This window comes from Clostridium lacusfryxellense (assembly GCF_018861735.1).
Classification (GTDB): domain Bacteria; phylum Bacillota; class Clostridia; order Clostridiales; family Clostridiaceae; genus Clostridium_AD; species Clostridium_AD lacusfryxellense.
In genome coordinates, this window is the sequence record NZ_JAHLEB010000038.1 from 26,476 (window position 1) to 48,566 (window position 22,091).

At 31.5% G+C, this 22,091-nt stretch carries 15 protein-coding genes and 3 pseudogenes; 3 read left to right on the plus strand and 15 right to left on the minus strand.

Features of this window, described 5'->3' with window-relative positions:
- Positions 1–5: 5 nt before the first annotated feature.
- Both KPL55_RS17905 and KPL55_RS17910 read right to left on the minus strand, forming a co-directional pair.
- Entirely contained in the window at positions 6–2,516 is a 2,511-nt protein-coding gene (locus KPL55_RS17905) for a PEP/pyruvate-binding domain-containing protein (RefSeq protein ID WP_216308112.1), read from the minus strand.
- Positions 2,517–2,528: 12 nt separating this feature from the next.
- Positions 2,529–3,119: a CDP-archaeol synthase gene (locus KPL55_RS17910; RefSeq protein WP_216308113.1), complete on the minus strand. Its 591-nt coding sequence runs from the start codon at positions 3,117–3,119 to the stop codon at positions 2,529–2,531.
- A 394-nt stretch (positions 3,120–3,513) separates the two neighbouring features.
- On the opposite strand from KPL55_RS17910, the gene KPL55_RS17915 reads away from it, so the two are divergent.
- On the plus strand, positions 3,514–4,386 hold the full coding sequence (locus KPL55_RS17915) for a DUF1002 domain-containing protein (protein ID WP_216308114.1): 873 nt from the start codon (positions 3,514–3,516) through the stop codon (positions 4,384–4,386).
- Between the two features lie 91 nt (positions 4,387–4,477).
- On the opposite strand, the gene KPL55_RS17920 is transcribed toward KPL55_RS17915, so the two are convergent.
- Positions 4,478–5,986, minus strand: a complete 1,509-nt coding sequence (locus KPL55_RS17920) for a 4Fe-4S dicluster domain-containing protein (RefSeq protein ID WP_216308115.1) — start codon at positions 5,984–5,986, stop codon at positions 4,478–4,480.
- A 135-nt stretch (positions 5,987–6,121) separates the two neighbouring features.
- Positions 6,122–6,532 carry a peptide deformylase gene (locus tag KPL55_RS17925; protein WP_216308116.1) on the minus strand — a complete coding sequence of 137 codons (411 nt, stop codon included), beginning with the start codon at positions 6,530–6,532 and terminating at the stop codon, positions 6,122–6,124.
- 301 nt (positions 6,533–6,833) lie between these two features.
- On the opposite strand from KPL55_RS17925, the gene KPL55_RS17930 reads away from it, so the two are divergent.
- Together KPL55_RS17930 and KPL55_RS17935 are read left to right on the plus strand one after the other, a co-directional pair.
- Positions 6,834–7,778: an L-lactate dehydrogenase gene (locus KPL55_RS17930; RefSeq protein ID WP_216308117.1), complete on the plus strand. Its 945-nt coding sequence runs from the start codon at positions 6,834–6,836 to the stop codon at positions 7,776–7,778.
- Positions 7,779–8,038: 260 nt separating this feature from the next.
- Positions 8,039–8,680: a DUF4397 domain-containing protein gene (locus KPL55_RS17935; RefSeq protein WP_216308118.1), complete on the plus strand. Its 642-nt coding sequence runs from the start codon at positions 8,039–8,041 to the stop codon at positions 8,678–8,680.
- Positions 8,681–8,835: 155 nt separating this feature from the next.
- On the opposite strand, the pseudogene KPL55_RS17940 reads toward KPL55_RS17935, so the two are convergent.
- The 11 genes and pseudogenes from KPL55_RS17940 to KPL55_RS18000 form a co-directional block, all read right to left on the minus strand.
- Positions 8,836–9,151, minus strand: a pseudogene (locus tag KPL55_RS17940) (helix-turn-helix transcriptional regulator).
- Between the two features lie 216 nt (positions 9,152–9,367).
- On the minus strand, positions 9,368–9,883 hold the full coding sequence (locus tag KPL55_RS17950) for a YdeI/OmpD-associated family protein (protein WP_216308119.1): 516 nt from the start codon (positions 9,881–9,883) through the stop codon (positions 9,368–9,370).
- 143 nt (positions 9,884–10,026) lie between these two features.
- Positions 10,027–10,818: an SDR family NAD(P)-dependent oxidoreductase gene (locus KPL55_RS17955; RefSeq protein WP_216308120.1), complete on the minus strand. Its 792-nt coding sequence runs from the start codon at positions 10,816–10,818 to the stop codon at positions 10,027–10,029.
- An 876-nt stretch (positions 10,819–11,694) separates the two neighbouring features.
- Positions 11,695–12,297, minus strand: a complete 603-nt coding sequence (locus KPL55_RS17965) for a dihydrofolate reductase family protein (protein WP_246599612.1) — start codon at positions 12,295–12,297, stop codon at positions 11,695–11,697.
- Between the two features lie 428 nt (positions 12,298–12,725).
- Positions 12,726–13,248 (minus strand): annotated as a pseudogene (locus KPL55_RS17970) (PadR family transcriptional regulator).
- A gap of 114 nt (positions 13,249–13,362) precedes the next feature.
- A pseudogene (locus KPL55_RS26600) lies at positions 13,363–13,753 on the minus strand (sialate O-acetylesterase); the annotation flags it as partial.
- A gap of 346 nt (positions 13,754–14,099) precedes the next feature.
- On the minus strand, positions 14,100–15,077 hold the full coding sequence (locus tag KPL55_RS17980; RefSeq protein WP_216308123.1) for a family 43 glycosylhydrolase: 978 nt from the start codon (positions 15,075–15,077) through the stop codon (positions 14,100–14,102).
- A 189-nt stretch (positions 15,078–15,266) separates the two neighbouring features.
- Positions 15,267–17,966, minus strand: a complete 2,700-nt coding sequence (locus tag KPL55_RS17985) for a GH39 family glycosyl hydrolase (RefSeq protein WP_216308124.1) — start codon at positions 17,964–17,966, stop codon at positions 15,267–15,269.
- A 168-nt stretch (positions 17,967–18,134) separates the two neighbouring features.
- Positions 18,135–19,796 (minus strand): type 2 periplasmic-binding domain-containing protein, encoded by a 1,662-nt coding sequence (locus tag KPL55_RS17990; protein WP_216308125.1) that lies wholly within the window; start codon positions 19,794–19,796, stop codon positions 18,135–18,137.
- An 81-nt stretch (positions 19,797–19,877) separates the two neighbouring features.
- On the minus strand, positions 19,878–20,765 hold the full coding sequence (locus KPL55_RS17995; protein WP_216308126.1) for a carbohydrate ABC transporter permease: 888 nt from the start codon (positions 20,763–20,765) through the stop codon (positions 19,878–19,880).
- Positions 20,766–20,815: 50 nt separating this feature from the next.
- Complete coding sequence (locus KPL55_RS18000) at positions 20,816–21,784, minus strand: ABC transporter permease (RefSeq protein ID WP_246599607.1); 969 nt, start codon at positions 21,782–21,784, stop codon at positions 20,816–20,818.
- Positions 21,785–22,091 lie beyond the last annotated feature (307 nt).

Here is a 22,091-nt window from a genome sequence, read left to right on the forward strand (position 1 = left end):
CTTTCCTAATCAGATATAAACACTTCTCCTGTTGCGCCATTTATTGTTATTTTACTGCCATCTTTTATTTTTTTAGTAACATCATAGCAGCTTACAATACAAGGAATTCCATACTCTCTAGCAACTATAGCCCCATGACATAAAACACCACCGCACTCAGTAACTATTCCTTTTAAAATTGCAAACTTACTTGTCCACCCTGTATCAGTAAATTTCGTAACCAATATGTCTCCTACCTGTAACTTATGTATTTCTTCAATGTTTTCCACTACTCTAGCTATGCCAGTTACAATTCCGTTATTACATCCAACCCCAACTATTTCCTTCGTATTACTTCTAATCTTAACATTTTCCTTCTTAAAAACTGCTCCTATTTCGTTTTCACTTTTAAAATTTCTAAACGAAGTATAATAGTTTTTATTTCTTTTTATGATTTCTCTTAACTTAAATTCATCTTTTTTATTTTCAATAAATTCAAACAAGTCATCAATTTTTAAATACCAAATGTCATCTAAATCCTCTATTATTCCTTTTTCTTGATAAACTTTAGCAAGTTTCATTGTGTATATTCTCACCAAAGAATAAAATCTAATTGAAATATCCTTAAGTTCTTCTCTCCACCATAACATTTCTCTCATTTTCTCTATCTTATTAAATAATTTTTTATATTTTCCAGGCGACACTTGTTTTTTTATACCTTCAAGCTGTATACAGTAATTATTGTATTGCTTCTCTTTGTCCCTGCTTGGACTGAAGCTATCATCTAAAACAATTGTATCCTTTATCATTTTTATAACTTTTCCTACATCTTCAAAATAACAAGGATACGTAACATCCAGTTCACTGTCTGAATGATACCCGTATTTTGTAATATGAGTTATTAACTCTGGAACAAAATATTCTTTTCTATTCTCGCAGTAATATCTTTTTATTTCTTCGATATCAGAATTGTTCCAAAAATCAAAACTTGTCCTATCTTTAGATATTTTTCTGCTAATTTCCCAAATATCATAAAATGGCAATAGGTGAGATACATTTTTAAGTCCACCGATTAGGTCTAAGTAATTACTGCTTGTAATATATTTAGGCAAACTCCGTTTAAAAAGCGGTTGCTGTATTGTATTTATGAATATCTGCCAAAAATATCGACTTTCACCTTCTAGATAATCCGTTTTTATTAATTTATACCATATACTTTCGATATTTTTATTTGTATTTTCATTATCACTAAGTGCCATTTCATTATATTCATTATATTTTTTAAATAACTCTTTTGTAAACTTAGATACATTGTTATTTTGCTTTCCTGTTAATTTGCTTTGAGCAAAAGCCACTTGAATTATTTTAGCTATTGATTTAGGTGAAATTTCAGTAGTTCTACCCTCACCTTTATATGTAATTCTAACTCCTAATTCACTATCAAATTCTATTTCTTTGTATCCCGGAATACATGCCATAGCTTCCTTAACAACACTTAAATTCCAATATGGCCTTCCATAAAACATTTCTCCAAGTTTTCTAAGTTTCCCATCTTTAAATAGCTTAGTTTCCAGCAAAAATCTTTTTAAAATTATCTCCCACACATATTCATAAAGGCTCCACATATATGGTTTGCATACCGTTGCTGAAACTCCACCGTCCTTAAAATTAGCAGTTGTCCATTGATCAAGCACCTTAGCGTATAAAATCTTTGTAATAGGCCTTGCTTGCAAAATGTATAATTCACCCTTTTCATATGAAAATTCAATATCACAAGGATATCCGAAAAATATTTGTATTTTAAGTAGCGTATCCATAAGCTCATTTAGTTGTTCTTTTTTAAGCAACTTATTGCTAATGCCAAAATCATATTTTTCATCAAACCAATTGTAAATATAACTTTCAGGGTTTACTTTTCCACTTACAATATTCTCTCCTTGCCCCTCTGCCATCTCAACAACTATTTCTTTGTCATTTCCGGTAATAGGATTTAATGTAAAGGCTATCCCACTCATTTCTGAATTTACCATCTCCTGAATAATAACTGCCATTTCAATATTATTTAAGTCTACCTCATTGTCAATTAAGTAAGAAAGGCTAGCCTGCTCATACATTGATTTATAACAAGCAATTATTGCCTTTGTTACATCTGATATTCCAGTAACATTTAAAAAAGAATTATATTGACCAGCAAAAGATAAACCTTCCAAATCCTCTTTGGATGCACTACTTCTAATTGCATACTTCTTGTTTTTATCTAATCTTTTACTTATCTGCGAGAGAACATTTTCTGGTATTAAAAATTTAGAAAACATACTAATTATTTCTAAACTTATTTCATTAATATTATCTTTGTTTAATTTTAGCAAACTATCTTCTATACTTTTTCTCTTATCATTATAGTCAACTATATCATTGTAAATCACACTGCTAATAACAAACATATTAGGTACATTAAAATCATTTTTCTTCATTTCCATTAAAAATTTAGCTTTATTTCCAACCTGATCTGACAATTCCATATTGATATCAAACATCCTTCAATTCTCCTAAAACATATTTTTTCTTAATTTCCCAAGGTATAAAAGCATGTTTATTACTATATGAGTCAATGCACCTAAAAGCACATAAGCTAAATAGAACTTAATACTCATTTTATAAACTAGACATATTACTAAAACACACCCAAATATTGAGTCTGCTTGATCTAGCAAAACAAAAAATATACTTTTTATGCCTTCACTAGTCTTTCCTGGAATGATATTTATTCTTCTTTTTAAAAAACTATTTGGAAGTTCAAGTAATGCATACGCTAGTCCTAATAAAAAACCTATAAAGACGTTATAGCTTAATGAGTTATCATAATTTCTATATAAATAGTTGTGATCATTTAAATATTGTAGATTGGCGCATATTAATCCCCATATTATAGTCGAAACAATTGCAAATACAATCATTCCTATAAAGCCCTTCCATGTTTTATTATCACCAAAGATTCTCTTGCCATCATAAAAACATTTATTATTGTCCATTGGTCTTGTCCATAAAGACATATACGGTAATTTAACCCATACCATATTCAAAATTCCTGCAAAAATCACAGGGATTAGGGTTATATACATTGTAAATATTACTATCATAATTTTTGTTCCCCACTATCATCATCAAATTTATATGACCTTTAAGCTATTAATATGTTAGCTTTCCAGCCTAATTCTTCACAAATTATACCATATAACGACTAATAATAATACAATGCGAGCTTGTATTTGTTATATAATATACTTATAAAGTAACGCGATACTTTTTATTATATCCTATGCTATAATTAATTCATATTTTCCTTTTTAGGAGGCCTCATATGGATTCAAATTATACTACTATATTTTCATTGATCAATAATTTTAGAAATCAATAATATTATTCCTACTGCGGCCGCCGAAATGCCGACCTTGTTGGTGTAAAAATACGTAAAGAAATAGCTTCGTTGGTATAAACGCATTATACCCTCAATATTATAAGGAGGTCTTGTTAATGAATAAGAAATTAATCTTAGGTGTAATATTAACAGCCGCAAGTTTGTTTGCAGCACCTATAAACAATGTATATGCTGATTCATATAAGAGCGTTACTATAGGATATGATTTAACGAATCAACAGAAAGAAGACATGCTAAAGTATTTTGATGTAAATAGGAATAGTGCGAGTGTTGTTGAAGTTACATCTAATGAGGAGAAGAAATATCTAGGAGATAGCGTATCTAAATCTCAATTAGGTAATAAAGCTATATCATGTTCATATATTGAGCCAACCTCTACTGGTGGTTTAGTAGTGGATACAAATAATGTCACTTGGGTAAATGCTAGTATGATAAAGAACGCTCTAATTACAGCAGGAATTGAGAACGCTAATGTTAAGGTTTCTGCACCATTCACTGTATCGGGAACTGCAGCTATGACTGGCATACTAAAGGGATTTGAAAATAGTAAAGATGGTAAGAAATTGGATGAAAGCACAAAAAAAACAGCTAATGAAGAGGTGGCAGTTACAGGCAAACTAGGTGAAAAGATTGGACAAGATAAAGCTGCGGGATTAATCAATGAGGTAAAGAGTGAAGTTATAAAAGATAAACCTAAGGATGATGCCGGCATAACAAAAATAGTAAATAATGTAACAAATAATTATAATTACAATCTGTCTAAAGATGATGTAAGTAATGTTGTTGGATTAATGACAAATGTAAATAAATTAAACTTGGATTACAGCAAAGTAAAAGACCAACTTGATGGTGTAGCTAGTACAATGAAAAATACATTAGATAGTGATAAGACTAAAAGTTGGTTCGCAGGTGTTTGTGATTCTATAGGAAATTTCTTCAGTGGAATATCAAATAGTTTAAAATCATAACTCACATAATTAAATCATAGCATTAGAAAACCCACAGCTAATTAATAGTTGTGGGTTTTCTATATAATAAATAATATTTTCTATTCTTGCCCTATATTTTTTCATCTAACAAGTAAACTTTATCAGCATATTTAGACTCATCTGAAATTTTAAGCTCAGAGTTTTTAACCGCTTGTTTAACCTGCGCACCAGCCATGTTAGGTTTGACAATACACCCAGCTCCAGCCACACATCCACCCGGACACGCCATTCCTTCAAGGAGATATCCATCATACTTTCCTTTTATGGCATCATTACACATCTCTCTACATTCTCTCAGTCCATTGGCAGCTTTAATCTTCACTTCTCGCCCTGGATGTTCTTTTGTTATCAAATCAGCTACAGCCTTAGCGACTCCACCTGCAACAGCAAAACCTCTTCCTGAAGCAGTTGCTTCATTACTCAAGCTCATATCTGTACCAATTATTTCTACTTCTTTGGCCTCTAGCATTCCAGCTAACTCCTCATATGTAATTACAAAATCAACTTCACTTTTTACACTTTTTCTGGAAGCTTCTAATTTTTTCGCGCTACATGGCCCAATAAAAACAATCTTTGCATCTTTATATTGTTCTTTCACAAGCCTTGCTGCAAAAACCATTGGAGTCAAAGTCATTGAAATATTTTCAGTATACTGCGGATATAATTTTTTAGCCATAACAGACCATGAAGGACAACATGAAGTACCCATAAATGAAAGTTTTTCAGGTACATTTTCTATAAAATCTTTTGCCTCCTCAATTGTACAAATATCTGCACCAATCGCAACTTCAACAACATCTTTAAATCCAAGTAAAATCATCGATCTTTTAAAATCATTAAATCCAACATTTTTACCAAACTGCCCCACATATGATGGAGCTACAATTGCAATTACTTCTTCCTTTTGATTAATTGCCTGAATCAGTTGAAATATTTGACTTTTATCAGATATTGCTCCAAAAGGACAATTTACCAAACACATTCCACAGCTAACACATTTATCATAATCTATTGATGCTCTACCATATTCATCCGAATATATTGCATCCACTCCGCATGCCATGGCACATGGTCGACCATGTTTTATTATTGCTGAATAAGGACACACTTTAGCACATAAACCACACTTTATACATTTTTCCTGATCAATAACACTTTTCCCTTTAACTATACTAACTGCATCTTTAGGACAGACTTCTACACAAGGGTGTGCTAGGCATCCACGGCACATATTTGTAACTTCATAGCTATTTGTTGGACAAGAATTACAAGCAAATTTTATAATATTTACAAGTGGCGGTTCATAATATTTTGATGGTTTTGTTGCCCCCTCTAATCCCTCCGTAATTGCTCTTGATTTATCACTTGGTCTTAAATTTAGCCCCATTGCCAACCGGATTCGCTCACTAACTATTGCTCTTTCAAGAAATGTACTATCTCTATACCTACCCACATCTCCCGGAATGATTTCATATGGAATATTATCTATTTCTTTTAAATTATCTTCAAAGGCCATCTTACTTACGGCCGTAAAAACTTTGTGTCTAATATCAGTGAGTGTTTTATATTCGTATTTCATAATAACTCCTTTTGTGCTTTAATATTTACAAAAACTACATATATATATTCTTCGTTAGAATATCATATAGGAACAATTTAGTCAATTTTGTTTGTGTATTATATGAAACAAACGAATAGCTCTCTTACCTTTTTTCTATATGACTATTCCATCACAATGGTCTACTTCATGTTGAATAATTTGAGCAATCCATCCTGAGTATTTTCCTCTTCGCTTCTTAAATCCCGAATCAAAATACTCTACTTCTATCTCTTTAAATCTATTAGTTTTTCTAACACCTATAAGTGAAAGACATCCTTCTTCCGCTATATATTGGCCCAATTTATCCACTATAATAGGGTTAATCATTGGAACGTTTATATCGCCCATACTGATCACAATAATTCTTTTTTTGACACCAATCATATTAGCTGCCATTCCTACGCAGCCTTCCTTATTTGCTTTAAGCGTATCAAGCAAATCCTGTATTACCTGAACATCTGCTTTTGTAGCAGGTTCTGATTTTTGATTAAGAAAGAATATGTCTTTCATAATTGATCTAACCATATGTTATACTCCTTTAATATTTGTCTTACCTCTTACTTCTTAAAACTAACTGCAAGACCGTTTCCACAAGCCTTAAGTAGGCAAAAATGATGTACCTTCGTATAATTTCTGTGTGAGGAAATTATGGCTATTAATATTATTATAATTCTAAATACTTATAATATCAATGTCTTTACTTTCTTAAGATGGAGAGAGCTTATAAAAAAGCTATATATATTTGTTATAATAAATGATAAGATATAAAAAGTAAAATAATTTGATAATAACGCATACAACTACAAAATGAAAGGATGATATATTTATGGCAATAAAAAGAAGAAAAGTAGCTATTGTTGGAGCTGGTGCCGTTGGTTCAACTGTAGCATATACTTTAGTAATGCAAGATATTTGTGAAGATGTCTTGATATTAGATATTAATAAAAATAAAGCTTGGGCAGAATCTATGGATTTAAACCATAGTATTTCATATCTGAATCGAAACACAAATATTGTTAGCGGTGAATATGAAGACTGTGGAGATGCAGATATTGTTGTTATTACAGCAGCCGCACCATATATAACCGGGCAAACAAGATTAGATATGTTAGAAAAAGCATCCTCAATTATAAAATCAATAGTAAATCCAATTATGGATAGTGGTTTTAATGGAATCTTTATTATTGTAACAAATCCAGTAGATGTAATTAGCTATTATGTTCATAAATTATCGGGGCTACCAGCAAATCAAGTGATCGGGACTGGAACATCTTTAGATTCTGCTCGTCTGCAGAATGCAGTAGCAGATGTCATGGGTGTTGATCCTCAAAGTGTTCAGGCATATTGTTTAGGCGAGCATGGAGATTCGCAGATGGTTCCTTGGAGTATGGTCACAGTTGGCGGAAAAAATTTCCTTAAAATTCTTGATGATAATAAAGAACGCTTAAATCATATTGTATTAGAACAAATAGAAAAAAACATATTGGAAATTCCTTTCAAGGTCGTAAATGGTAAAGGTGCTACTAATTATGGAATTGCTGCAACAACAGCTGAGATAATTAAATGTATTTTTAAAGATTCCAATAAAGTTATTCCTGTTTCTGCTATGCTGAACGGAGAATATGGCATAAAAGATGCTTATGTAGGTGTTCCTGCGGTACTAAACCGAAATGGAATAAAGGAAATAGTAGAGTTACGTCTTACCGAAGATGAAAATGAAAAATTTCAGAATTCTGTAAAAATCATTAAGTCATATAATCCTAACCTTTAATATAGTAGTATAAAGATTGACAAGAAATAGTCTAAATAAATTTAAACATAATAAAACCCACAACTAATTAATTAGTTGTGGGTTTTACTGGTAGTTATAATGTATTATATAAACAATTCCATTGAGTTTCTTAGACTACTACAGAAATAAGAGTAATAACAGATAGAAAGAAACCTATTGATAAGTTTTGAAGAATATTATGAACATTATAATATCTATTTCATATTATAATATTGAGAAAAATATTAAGGAGAAAATCAATGTTTTATTGTCCATATGAAAACATTACAAATAATTATTACAGAGCTATGCAAATGAATTCTTATATTAGAGTATTCCATGCCTCCCCTAATTCACCAGCTGTAGATGTTTATGCAAACGGAAATCTTATTGTAAAAGGTCTTACTTATGGGAAATTATCACAATATATACCTGTTCCTTCTGGCAATTACAATATTAAAGTTTACCCTTCAGGACAAATGACAACCCCTGTTATAAATACAAATCTATATATACCTGAAAATACTGTAACTAATATAGCCGCAATAGGAGTTCTTCCCAATATTAGTTTATTCCCAATTCAAGAACCAATCACTGCTCAGACATCTGGTAAATCTTGTGTAAGATTTATTCATCTTTCTCCAAACGCACCAGCTGTTGATATAAAATTAGCTGATGGTACAACAGTATTCAATAATGTTGCTTATAAGGGTATTACAAATTACGTTAACGTTCCTAAAGGAACATATACCTTCAAAGTCAGCCCTACTGGTACCAACAATGTAGTATTAACTGTTCCTAATATTGAACTAAGTTCAGATAATTACTATACTATATATGCAATTGGTCTAGTTGGAAAAACTCCAGCCTTGGAGGCTATAGCAGTATTAGAACCAAGATAATAAAAAACGAAGGTGTTTCTTAAGATTACCTACGTTTCTTTTATTTAATTTGTGTGAATTTATTAGATTACTATTAAACTACCTAACATTATGCTGACTAGTTTATGCTACTAATCCCATTAAATCAACGCATAAGAAAACCCACAACTAATTTATTAATTAGTTGTGGGTTTTATATCTTTTAACAATCCTTCAAACCATTGAAACATTCCCTATATGATGAGAGAGTGAATTTTCCAATATTTTTTTAAAATAAGTAGGCATAGTTTCACAATGTTCAAGAAATTGTTCTAATAAAGAAATTTTCTTAATATATTTTTTTTCTTCTAATTGTTGAAGATTATAATAAAATGACCCTTTAGTGAAATTTACTATATATTTATAGTGTCGCTCCTCCATTAAAGCCAATAATTCGTATCCGTAGGAACCTGGGTTTTCTTTTAATAAATCTAAAATTAGTAATGGCTTCAACACATGTTGCTTATTAGAAAAGGCCTCAAAATATCGTAAAACAAATTTTCTTTGAGAAATTGCATCAATATGAATACCATAAACGAAAAATAGCCAACTAAGGTGAATACTTTACTTCACCCCAGACGGCATAAATTTTAGTCTCTATTAAATTTCACATTCTACTTTCAAACTAACATTCTTTTACTATAGGTTGACATTCATGCAATTTAAATTCTACAATAGTACACCAGATTTCGATACATCAGTTACTGTACAACGAGTTGTATCAAAACAACACGGTTTTTTATCTCCATTTTGTAATTTCGAACACATTACATTAATTCTTTTATTTCGAGTATCTAGATTTAAAGTTGAACGAATCCATCTAACCCATTCCCACCTTGATTTTGCATTAATAGAATTCCATTGGTTTAATACATTTGAATTAATAATTTCATTCATAATGTCCTCAGAAACCTCTGGCTCAATCCATTCATTGATTGGTTCTATATTTAAAAATACAGTTTTATCAATAGACATTCCAGCTTCTTCACTTAATAAGGTACTTACCTCTATCCAATGACTACCTTTACCGTCTGGCTCTAATGGTGCTTTAAAATTCAAATTATTAATTGTTCCTCGAACCATAACCATACCCCTCGAAGGGAGTTTTTTACTTGAGTCTAGAGGTATTCTTATAACTTGTAGGTGGCCAATTTTTAAAAGTTTAGATTCGAAAATAATTGACATTTTTAATCACCTTTCCCTTATAATTTTATAGTGATAATAATAAGTTTACATGTTTACTTTTACATTAATTATAAGACATATTAAATGTGTGTGTTTATACTTAATATTTACTCTTTTTCATATATTAAATCACAAATATTGGTTTATTTTAGCAATTTTTTCTTATTTAAAGGAGCAAACATAAATCTCTTAAAAGACTTCATATTGGTAAGCCAAACTATATGTGCATCCTGTTTTTTATTGCTAAGTATTCTAGGAACGAAGAACTTAGCAACTGTTTGCGGCTCATCTCCAAGTGTGTTAAAAATTTTCTTAAACTTTTTATCTTGTATAACTGAAGAAACTTCTCCTGTAGGCGACTTTGTAATAAATTCAGTAAGCATCATACCTGGAGAAAGCCTGCCTGCCTTTACAGGAGAATTCTTTAATTCTTTTGCAAGTCCCTTAGTGAAATAAGTAAGAGCATGTTTTGAAGCACCATACAAAATAGTTTGCTCAATAATCATATTATTAGAACCTAATCCTTCCATATTCCAAATCTGACCATTCTCCTGTTTAAGCATATTTTCAGCGGCTATCTTGGAGCCGTTCATAACACCCTTTATATTCGTGTCCACAACTGCATCAATATAATTATCAGGTGTATCCCATATAGATTCACGAGGACAATTTTGTCCGGCATTATTAATCCAGATGTCTATACTCCCCCATTTTTCGACTGATTTTTGCCACAGGCATCTAATATCAGCTATATTTCTAACATTACAGGTCAAATATATAAACTTATCTTCTAACCCCATAAGTTTTTCTCTCGCGTTGCCAAAGGATTCAGGTTTTGAGCCGGAAATGGTCACATTACACCCTGCACTTAAAAATTCCTTCGCCATTTCAAGTCCTAAGCCTCGAGTACTTCCCGTTATTACTACGTTTTTCATTATAATATACCCCTTTATATAAAGATTTATTACCACAATATTACTTTTACTACAAAAATCAATACCTTTCTGAGGCTGAAATAGTTAAAAATATATTTAGTATGTACATTGGTGGTAATGGTTATGGGATAATGAGGACTTTATACTAGTTAAATCTAAAATTAATGGAAAGAAGGTATAGTAACATATATTAGAGGGTTTTAGAAAATTACTTTAAAAATTTATTAATTTTTATCCATACATAACCAATTAAATATTAGTACTTGTTAGGAATATTATACCATTAATTGCGGATTTTATAAACCAATAAAGCGATTTACACACCTATATTATAATCCATTATTAACAATTCTTATATTTATAAAATTACCCTTTCCAATCTATTTCCTAACCGACTTAACATTTCACTGGCAATTGTCCCAGCATTTTTAGATAAGTTCTGTGCTGTAATTTCCTCTAAGCCATCACAACCAATTAAATTCATTTCATGAATACATAGGTATGAGTTGCAATAGCATTTTTATCACCATTCTTATCTGTGGTGTTTTCATTGATATTTTCCCCCCTCAGAATTTTATTACAAGATTTTTAACCTCAATATAACATTCATTTTGTTCTTATCTACATTCATTATTTTATATGAATCTTATATGTATACATATTGATTTACATTTCAGTAACGTTGCATTTTTGTAACTTTAAGTGTACATAATCATCGTAACTCAATTAAATTAAACCATTATAAAACCCACAACTAATTTAATAGTTGTGGGTTTTACTGGTGGAGAATTTGCTTTAAGCGTGTCAAGTTTCTACAAGCCTTATAATGTAGTGAATATATACTGTTTCCTTAGCGGTACTGGTATTATTAATGATTTAAAATGAACCTAGCTTGACATCCCCTGATTTCTCATAGGAAGCTATAATTACTCCACTGGAAGTAAGTTTGCATTCTTTTACTTTGAACGCTGTTGGAATTGTACCCGCTGCAAATAGACGTTGTCCAGTTCCAAGAGTTATAGGATAAATTTTAAGCCACAATTCATCCACCAAATCATTTTTCAATAAGGTCTGAATGAGTTGACCGCTACCGTGAACGTGTAGGTCAGGTGCATCTTCATTCTTTAGTACTTTTACCTTTTCTACTATATCGCCATCAATCCGTTTTGAATTTTTCCAAACATCAGTATCATCTGGAATAGGCTTACTGGTCACAACATATTTGTTGACACAGTTAATTATGCTGTTTGGATCAATCTCGGGCCAATTTGCCGCAAATATATCATATGTCTTTCTTCCAAGTAGCAACTCAAATGTTTGTTCCATTTGGCTTCCCATTTCTTTTTCAAGTATCCCTTCCCAATAGGCAACAGACCAACCTCCATAAAGAAATGAATCTTTTGAATCTTCTTCTGGTCCTCCAGGGGCCTGCATCACACCATCAAGTGTTATAAAAGATATCACAATTATTTTTCTCATACACACATCTCCCTTCGTATAATTTCTAATTATTATAAACAACGCGTCATAAGTAGACAGTACTCCTCATTCCCTGTGTGAGGAAATTATAACTATTAACTTCATTATAATTCTAAACACTTGTAATATCCATGTCTTTATTTTCTTTAGCTTTGAATAATTCATTATCGCTAAATAGTGCACATCCCCTATAAAAAATGCACACCTCTACCTTTAAAATCCATAAATATGTGCATATTCGATATATAAATTAAAAATTTATGCTGCAAATCTTAAAATTTCCACACAGCAATTTATCCAAAAAACAATAAAAATCCCTGAATTCAAGGGTTTTCCATTGTATCAAACTTGTTGTTTTCTTATGTCTAAGGGCCATGATTTCTATACAATTTAACGACTTTTTTATTAAAGGCATTAATTTAATATCGCTAAATTGTATAGGGTTTTATATTTTCTAACAATCCTTCAAACCATTGAACATTTACTATATGATGAGAAAGTAAATTTTACAACATTTTTTAAAATAAGTAGGAATAGTTTCACAATGTTCAAGAGATTGTTATAATAAAAAATTTTTCTTTTTAGTTTGTTCAGTTTGTACTTCTATTAGCTTTGTTAACGCCTCGCTTTTATATTCATTGGAAAATAGCATTGCTGAATAAAAAGTAAGTTTATATAATCTGTCTTAGAGCCATACTTATACATCAATTTTTCAAATTCTTTATGCCCTAATTCAGAAATGATATAATTACGCGTCTCTCTAGTATTTTTTTATTGGTCAATTTTTTTAATATATTGTTTTTCTTCTAATTGCTGAAGATTATAATAGAATGACCCTTTAGTGAAATTTACTATATATTTATAGTGTCGCTCTTCCATTAAGGCTAATAATTCGTATCCGTAGGAACCTATGTTTTCTTTTAATAAACCTAAAATTAGTAATGGCATCAAAAAAACACCTTCTTTATATCCTTAATTAAAATTGAGCTAATAGTTATTCCGTAGTTATAAAGTTTAACCATTGTTAATTTGTATGAATTGAGATTCAAATTCATCATACGATATTTATCCTAACGCGAAATCCATACTTTTTATATATATCTTTTCTGCCTTTGTATGTGTTCTAGCATTACTAATATTTATCAACTCATTTTCATTAATTAATGGCTTCAACACATGTTCCTTATTAGAAAAGGCTTTAAAATAACGCATCCCAAATTTTCTTTGATGTTAAACGTGATGCTGTGACAAATCAACAATTATCCTGTACAACAGTAAATTTCTGTAACTCTTGATTAATAAGGTTATATTCAATACAGCCTTTTCCAAATCCTTTTTTACCTAAAAAATCTCCTAAACCACCAATAATGAGAGGAATATCTGGAGCATTCAACTCCTTTCTAAGATCCTCAATAATTAAAAGTAACTTTTTGTAATAGACTTTGTAGTTACCATTTGAATATTTATATAACTTCGTGTTTTACTAAGTTTCGGATATAACATTTTTTATTCTCCTTTTCCCTTTTATTGATGTACTATTAATATATTTCATTGTTGTCTCCATCCTTAATATTTATTATAACCTCAGATTGTAATAATCAGTTGATTTTGAGCATTTTCTTTCGATAATCTACATTCTTTAATTTAATACATATTAAAACTATCACATTAATGACTTTTAAAAGTATAGTGATTTTTATTTAGAATTTCAGCTAGAGCTAGATGATTTTTACAATGGATTAGATTAGGCAAGTTTAAATGTTACAAAGAAACATTTTCACATGCCTAATTTGTTATATTCATCATGAAAGTTCTCTATTACTTTCAGTCCAAATTCCCGTAGTAGCGTCAACGTTCCAGGAAGGAAACCATTGTATTTTTGGCTTACCATCAATAAATGTCAGTGGTGTCCACATATATCTTCCTGTCCCGATTCCGTGAAAGTTGCTGTAACGGTCACCACAATATATATAACATGTAGTATCACTTCCCTGTACCGTAATTATAAAATCATGTTGAGAGTTATATGAATTATGTGTATTAGGGCAATTGGCTACGATTTTTAGAGTTGACCAAGGACCAGCTAGGTTTACTGCTGTAGAGTATTTAGTTTCAGAGGACTCCCATCCGCGCATGTCTGAGGAAAACCAATAATATACTTCATCTTTTTTAACTATATATGTAGCTTCACGCTTAGACATCTCAAAGCCTTCAAATACCTTGCCTTTTAAGCTACAATAGTCTGCCTGTAGCTTAAATATTGCAAGGCTATAATTTACTTCTTTTCCATCCTCTAGATCTAAACCTTCATCCATAACAGTTAAAAGATAAGCATTTTCATCCGTATCCTTGTATACAGCCATATCACCGAAGCTTCTTCCTTCAGCTATAGCGCTACCAACCCAATTATATACACCGGTTACTGTTGAACACTGTGCAAACGCCACTCTGTTTCTTGGAACGCCAGGACTATTCCATTCAAAAATCATAACATAATTTTTAGTAGTACAATTGTATATAACAGAAGGCCTTCCAATCCAATGGTCCTTTGCAAGATTTCCCGAAGGCTGTCTTGTTAATACGTTATTCTCAAACTTCCAGTTAATTAGATCCTTTGAGGAATAACATTTTATATTACAAAATTTAGAATTACCTACAAATTCGGCACCAAACCAATAGTAAACATCACCCACTTTAAGCATATCTCCACCTTGAGCTAATATCTCATTTCCTTTGGTATCTTTCCATATAGTATCATTATTTATTGCTTTGTTTTCCATTAAAATACCTCCAATTAGTCTTTTACCTTTTAATGATAACTTTAACCTCGTGTACAACTTTATGATTAAATAATAAAATTATTTACTCAACCTCACTTGTATGTTTTTAAAACCTTCGAACTCAAATTTAGAGTTCGAAGGTTTTGTTTATTTAGCAAATCACTATGTTATTTACTGTACAATTACCATTTACTTTTCCTTTTTCTTATCTACTATATAATGCTTGCTCAGCTTTTTAGCCGATGCATTTAATGTAGTTACTTCTAGATCTATATCTCTTTGTGATGTCGCTAATGCATTAGTTACTAATGTTTTAGCATGTGTTATTGCTGATTGTAATTTAGCTTTTAATCCTACTGCATTACCATTTCCTGTTCCTTTTTCTGCTGAATCATACAATGCCTGTGCTTTCTTTATCGCCAATGATAATACTACGGTATTATGTGTTGGCACTGCTTTCGTAGTTACAGCTAATGTTTCACTGGCCCCTGAAATATTACCTGTAGCATCAATAGCCTTTACTGTAAATAGATATTTAGAATTAGGTCTTAGCCCATTCCAATAGAAATTTGTATTATCTTTATTAGTAGTTCCTATAAGTTCTCCTCCACTGTAAACCCTATAACCTGATACACCCATGTTATCTGTAGAAGAATTCCATTTTATTGCTGCCTCATCTTTAGAAACTCCAACTGTAGATAGGTTTTGTGGTATTGATGGCTTAGTTGTGTCTGCTTCACTTACTGCCGCGCCATATAAATCTATACATTTACCCCAGTGATTATATTGATTATTTAGTTCTATAGTCATAGTAGTATTATCTACAACTGCACTATAGGTTAATGTAACTATATAATTTGAAATCCAACCACTATTGTTTAAACTAAGTGGTGTAGTTACAGCATCATCTACATTTGACTCATAAACAGCATTAGATCCATCATTTAGTTTTGCCGTTAATTTAGCTTTTGAACCCTTAACCCCCACTAAAATACTGACTGTCCTTTGTTTAGTACCAGCCTTAACAGTGAATTTTACGCCTGGATTATCCCCTGCATCTCCCTGTGGTCCGAAAGAAAAGCCTTTATTATCATCTACCTCTGATGTAGGTTCTGTACCATCGCTGTAACTAACCTTATAACCAGTATTATCTGTTACAACTGCATGTTTCTCTATTCCAGTTACTTCAAGATCTGAAATAATATGATTAGTAATTCCTGCCTTGCGATTACTAATAATTTGTGCAGTTTTTATTCCACTCACGTCTGCAACATTGCCACCCCAATGAGCCCAATCAAGGTTTCCCAAAGTAGTTAAATTAGCAGTGTCCCCAAACGCAACATTACTTTTAATTCCAGAACCCGATGGAGTGGTGTCAACTTGGTCATCATTAGTAGGATTACTAGACACTCCTGGTGCTTTTTCTGGAACAGTAGCTGGCATTATTGTAGGTTCTTTGCTACTATCAGTTATTACAGTAACAGAATTTGCTGGTACTAAAATTCCTTCTATAGTTGCATTTGCCCAATAAGTATCTTTTATAGAATAACCATACTCATTAAGTTGATGTTGTTTTACAATACCTGATTTAATGCCTGCACCTTTTGAATTTACTTTAACTATTTGAGTCTCATTTGATCTGTTAACAATAGCAATAGAACTATCCTCTCCATTTTCAACTGCAAGACTCACTATCTTGCCTTCTTGGTCTGATGTACTTTCAACTACATCTCCTATCATGTAATTGTTAAACATCTGGAATACATTAGCGCTTGGTCTCAAGTTCATGTCATTATCCATTTTACCATAAACTCCATCAAACTCATTCCAAGCAGTAGTGCAATCTGCACCACTTTTACTTGCATATATCAAACTAAGTGCATCAAAAACTCCACCCTTATAATTTTGCATTCTAGGATCATTGTTTGTCCAACTCCAACTTATGTTGTACTCATCACACCACAGTGGTATGTGTTTGTTTGGAGATTTTGTATCTAAAATATTCCTTATATCTTTAGTATGCTTTTCAAGTGTTCCTGCAGTTGCATCGGCTGGAGTACTTACTCTATTATATATTGTTTGGTCGCTGGCACCTAAATCGCCGCTACCATAAAAATGATAACTTAAATAATCAAGAGTACCTTCGGGTAAAGTCCCGTCTACAAATCTACTTATTTGATCATATAAATCTCCTCTAGCAAATGAAGCTCCACCAGTTTGAATAGTGGGATCAATTGCTTTCATTGCCTTTGAACATTGATTATAAATATCTATCATTTCATTTAGACGATCTGGCGTACCAGCATTAGCAAATTGTACATAATATTTATCATCCCACTCATTCATAGGTTCCCATAACTTTACCTTAAGCCCTAAGTCTACGTTTACAATTTTAACTAAGTCTGCACACAATTTTACATAATCAGCTACTTTTTCTGGTTTGAGGCATCCAGTGCTATCAAGCCATCCCCATTCTGAATTCGTTCCTGGAATATCTATCATTTTTTCTGATGAAACAGAACTCATTCCATCTAAAGCCAGCTTAATCTTTGTGGCATCCCAAGTAGGTACTCCATTAACAGTTTTAATCCATCCATTATTATTAGAGGATTCGCCTACCATTTCCCAGCTGTGATATCTTATAATACCAACATTCATATACCTCATATTATCTTGATACTTCTGATTGTTTACAGTAGTAGGATTAAAAGCTTGAAACCCATTTATGCCATAACTTAAACTAGTAGCACTTGACACAACTTTATTCCAATCAGTAGATACATTAACTACTGTGGATACAGGTTGCGTTGTAGTAGATGCCTTAACTATTGGTGAAAATAAGCTGTTAACCATTAATAGGGTTACCAATAAAGACATAATTTTTTTCATAATATTACCCCTTTTATTTGTATTTTTTTGTTGTAACAGTGTTTACAAAAAATGTAAAAATTATTAGACAATTTTTTTTATATCTTATGTTCAAATTTTACATATATTTCAATATTAATTTAAAATAAAGGGGATAAACATATCCCCTTTATAGTTATTACAATTTATTTATTTTGTTCCCACTGTTTTAAGGTTAGCTGCCCACTGCGCATTTCGTACTGTCAAAAGCTTATCATAACCTGCTTTAGTCACAGCAGCTTTCCAATCATCCATAATTTTGTTAAATTCAACGTCTGTTTTAGCAAAAACCACTTTTGCGCAATACTGGGTGTTTAAATCCTTAATAGCAATGTATGCCGCATCTTCTTCTGAATTTTGTTTGTAATTACCAACATTATATAGTTCATCCCCAGTAAATTTGTTCCACTTGCCATAAAATAAATCTGCTTTTCTTGCCCAAGGAATCGTATCTGGTGCTTGAAGTTCCCTTGCTGTTTCCATTTCCATAATTCTCCAAGAGCCTTCTGGAACAAAGTCTCCCAGTTTTAAAGCATTAAGTTCATCTGTTTTCATATTTTTAAATTTATCATTTGCTATTGGTGCTCCTTTAGCATCTAAAGTATCCCATAACTCACCTTTAGGACCATATGTTAACATTCTAATTCCATCATCACTTAGCATCCAATCAAAAGCTGCAAATATTTTTTCTGGTTCCTTTGCTTTAGTTGTAATGCAATTAAAATTCCAGCCTACAGCACCACCAGTATCTACTGTAAGTTTATTTACGTCAACACCATCTTTATGAATATATGGTATAAAATCATACCCAGCCTCTGGATCCTTTGCCTGTAATATTTTATTTGCTTGGTCCCCAATAGTAGAGACATCATAAAATCCAGCAACTGCAATTTTACCGTTATTTAGTTTTTCTTTAAATTGCTCTGACTTTTGAGTAAATAAATCTTGAGTCATAAGTTTTTCTCTGAAAAATTTATTTGTCCACATATAAGAATCTTTAAAGCCTGTATCTTCAAATATTGATGTGTATTGTTTTTTATTTAAATCAGCAACTGCAAATCCTAAGTTACTGTCAGATTTAGAGAAGTTAATTTGATTATTCTCACCTTCTCCTACATAAAGCATATTTTGAACTTGAACAACTCCACCATTTGTATTTGCACTATCTAGTGGTACTACGTCAGGATATTTTGCCTTAACTAGCTTTAAATATGAATACAAATCTTCAAAGGTATCAAGCTTTGGTGATCCCAAATCCTTGTAAATTTTTCTATTAACAACCCACCCTTTATTATTTGTACGAGTTGCCTTTTTATTGCCAAACCAATTAGAAATACCGTATGTCTTACCATCTACTTTCATAAGGTTTGAGGCATTAGCATCCACTAACTTCTTATAACTAGGATATTTAGGATTATTTACATAATCATCTAAAGCAACTAGCTTTCCTGACCTTGCAAGAGATTCAAATTGAGCTCCTCCATCCATTTGAATTACGTCAGGTAGTTCGTTACCTGCAACCATGGCACCAAATTTCTGCGCCGCATTTCCATTTGAGCTAATTTCATTTACAGTAAGCTTTTCTTTGTCTATAAGCCACTTTGTTTGTTGAGTTGATCCATATCCTTTTGGTGCATACCAATCGTAGTTTACATAAAAACTAAACTCCAATGGCGAACTACCAAAAGTCCAACTTGAATCTGCAGTAGCACTCGGCTTTGAAGCAGGTTTTGTTCCTTGGCAACCAGTGAAAATAATGCTAGTAGCCATAATTGAAGACAACACAGTTAATAAAACTTTATTATTTTTCATTAAAATTTCCCCCTTTTTATTCTTAAGTCTTTATTTAGATCACATTATTTCTTGTGATATTAAATACATTTTAATTAAACTCTAACCTTTTACGGAGCCAACCAAGACTCCTTTTACAAAGTATTTTTGAACAAATGGGTAAACCATTACAATAGGTAATGTAGCCACCATAATTGTAGCTGCTTGTAAGGATCTTGATGTAACTGTAGATATTGTAAATTTACCAATTCCTCCAGTAAGCTTGGCCATTTGTTCTGCATAATTACTTGAATTCATTACATTCATTAAGTAGTTCTGTATTGGAAGCTTAGCCGCATCATTAATATAAATACCAGCTGTAAACCATTCATTCCAAAAATAAACCGCAGTGAAAAGTGATATTGTAGCCATGGCTGGCCCAGAAATAGGCAATATTATACTAAAGAAAGTTCTAATATGATTACATCCATCCAATTTCGCAGATTCTTCAATTTCTTCTGGAATTCCCATAAAGAAGGTTCTTAATATTATCATGTTATAAACACCAACTAAAGATGGCACAACTAAAGCTGCATAACTATTTATCATTCCAAGTGACCTTATTAAAAGATATATGGGTATAAGGCCTCCTGAAAAATACATTGTTATTACTGAAAAAATCATATATATTTTTTTACCTTTTAAGTATTTTTTAGATAACCCATAAGCATAAATAGATGTGAAAAACATAGCCATAAAAGTTCCAATAACAGTTCTACCAATAGTAACAATAAGTGCTTTTATAAACATAGCATCATTTAGAACTGCTTTATAATTTTCAATAGTAAATTTCCTTGGCCAAAATGTAATTCCACCTAAAGTTGTGTTAAGTCCATCATTAAATGATATTACAAGTGTATTCCAAAAAGGGTATAATGTTAAGAAGGCTAGAATTGTTAATGAAGTATATATAGTTCCATTTGCCACCTTTTCACCCTTAGATAGTTTCATTTATTAACCCACCTTTCCAAATAGAATCGAATTAATCTTAAAGAATTTTTTTACCACAAAGATTCGCTTCCAAGTTTTTTGACCAAAAGATTTGCACTGCAAAGTAAAATTATATTAATTACTGATTTAAATAATCCTACACATGTAGCATATGAATATCTCATTCCACCTAACCCTTGTTTATATACATAAGTATCTATTACCTCAGAAGTATCTCGTAATATTGCATTTGCGCCATTGTTTGTTAACACTAAGATATCTTCAAAACCAGCATTTAGCAAGTTTCCAATTGCAAGAATAAGAAATATACCAATTACAGGCGCTATGTTAGGTAATGTTATTGCAAATATTTGTTTCACTCTACTGGCACCATCAACTTCAGCAGCTTCATATTGGGCTGTATCTATACCTGATATTGCAGCCAAATAAATAATGGAACTAAACCCTATTTCTTTCCAAAGGCCTGAGCCTATAAGTATTGTTCTAAAATATTTAGGAATTGATAACCAACTTATTGGTTCCTTTATTAGCCCCAAGGATTGTAAAAGCAAATTTAAACTTCCATTATCCACAGCCAAAATTGAAGTTACAAACCCTGCTACAATAACCCAAGATATAAAATGAGGTAAATAAGTTATAGTTTGAACTATACGTTTAAAACGTTCATTTCTTACCTCATTTAGTATTAGCGCCAAGAAAATAGGTGCCGGAAAAAGTATAAGTAACTTTAAAAAACTAATAGTAAGTGTATTCCCCATAACAAGTAAAAAGTCAGGAGAATTAAACAATACATGAAAATGTTTTAATCCAACCCAGTCACTATTAAAGAAGCCTTTAAAAATATCGTAATCTTGAAAGGCAAACAAGACACCCCACATAGGTATATAATAAAAAATTATTATATAAATCATAGCAGGTAGCACTAAAATTTGTAAATCCCACTGTGCTATAAATTCTTTAAATCCAGACTTTGTTGTAGTTTTTCTATATGATACTGGCTTTTGCATAAAAGTATTCATATACGCCCTCCTTCATATTTAATCCTAGATTCCACATTATAACCGCTGTTACACATGCATCCTTGTTTGTAATATGATTATATATCGTTTTCATAGTCTTTACTATCATGCTAATCAACTATATGTAATCATAAAACAACTATTTGTATTTCACAAAACATTACCTTTAATTCTGTCTAAATTATTATTCCTACTCCAATCGAATAGAGGCTAACAATTAAAATGTTTCGCCCCTTTCACAACACCCTACGTACCGTTCGGTATAAGGCGTTTCATTAGTTTACGAATTTAACGTGGTTATAATAAT

Excerpts from the sequence above, each read along its gene's own strand:
- KPL55_RS17935 (WP_216308118.1), top strand. The coding sequence starts at position 8,039 with ATGTTTTATTGTCCATATGAAAACATTACAAATAATTATTACAGAGCT.
- KPL55_RS17925 (WP_216308116.1), bottom strand. The coding sequence starts at position 6,532 with ATGGTTAGATCAATTATGAAAGACATATTCTTTCTTAATCAAAAATCA.
- KPL55_RS17955 (WP_216308120.1), bottom strand. The coding sequence starts at position 10,818 with ATGAAAAACGTAGTAATAACGGGAAGTACTCGAGGCTTAGGACTTGAA.
- KPL55_RS17980 (WP_216308123.1), bottom strand. The coding sequence starts at position 15,077 with ATGGAAAACAAAGCAATAAATAATGATACTATATGGAAAGATACCAAA.
- KPL55_RS17910 (WP_216308113.1), bottom strand. The coding sequence starts at position 3,119 with ATGATAGTAATATTTACAATGTATATAACCCTAATCCCTGTGATTTTT.
- KPL55_RS18000 (WP_246599607.1), bottom strand. The coding sequence starts at position 21,784 with ATGAATACTTTTATGCAAAAGCCAGTATCATATAGAAAAACTACAACA.
- KPL55_RS17930 (WP_216308117.1), top strand. The coding sequence starts at position 6,834 with ATGGCAATAAAAAGAAGAAAAGTAGCTATTGTTGGAGCTGGTGCCGTT.
- KPL55_RS17950 (WP_216308119.1), bottom strand. The coding sequence starts at position 9,883 with ATGTCAATTATTTTCGAATCTAAACTTTTAAAAATTGGCCACCTACAA.
- KPL55_RS17995 (WP_216308126.1), bottom strand. The coding sequence starts at position 20,765 with ATGAAACTATCTAAGGGTGAAAAGGTGGCAAATGGAACTATATATACT.
- KPL55_RS17915 (WP_216308114.1), top strand. The coding sequence starts at position 3,514 with ATGAATAAGAAATTAATCTTAGGTGTAATATTAACAGCCGCAAGTTTG.
- KPL55_RS17965 (WP_246599612.1), bottom strand. The coding sequence starts at position 12,297 with ATGAGAAAAATAATTGTGATATCTTTTATAACACTTGATGGTGTGATG.
- KPL55_RS17905 (WP_216308112.1), bottom strand. The coding sequence starts at position 2,516 with ATGTTTGATATCAATATGGAATTGTCAGATCAGGTTGGAAATAAAGCT.
- KPL55_RS17920 (WP_216308115.1), bottom strand. The coding sequence starts at position 5,986 with ATGAAATACGAATATAAAACACTCACTGATATTAGACACAAAGTTTTT.
- KPL55_RS17990 (WP_216308125.1), bottom strand. The coding sequence starts at position 19,796 with ATGAAAAATAATAAAGTTTTATTAACTGTGTTGTCTTCAATTATGGCT.
- KPL55_RS17985 (WP_216308124.1), bottom strand. The coding sequence starts at position 17,966 with ATGAAAAAAATTATGTCTTTATTGGTAACCCTATTAATGGTTAACAGC.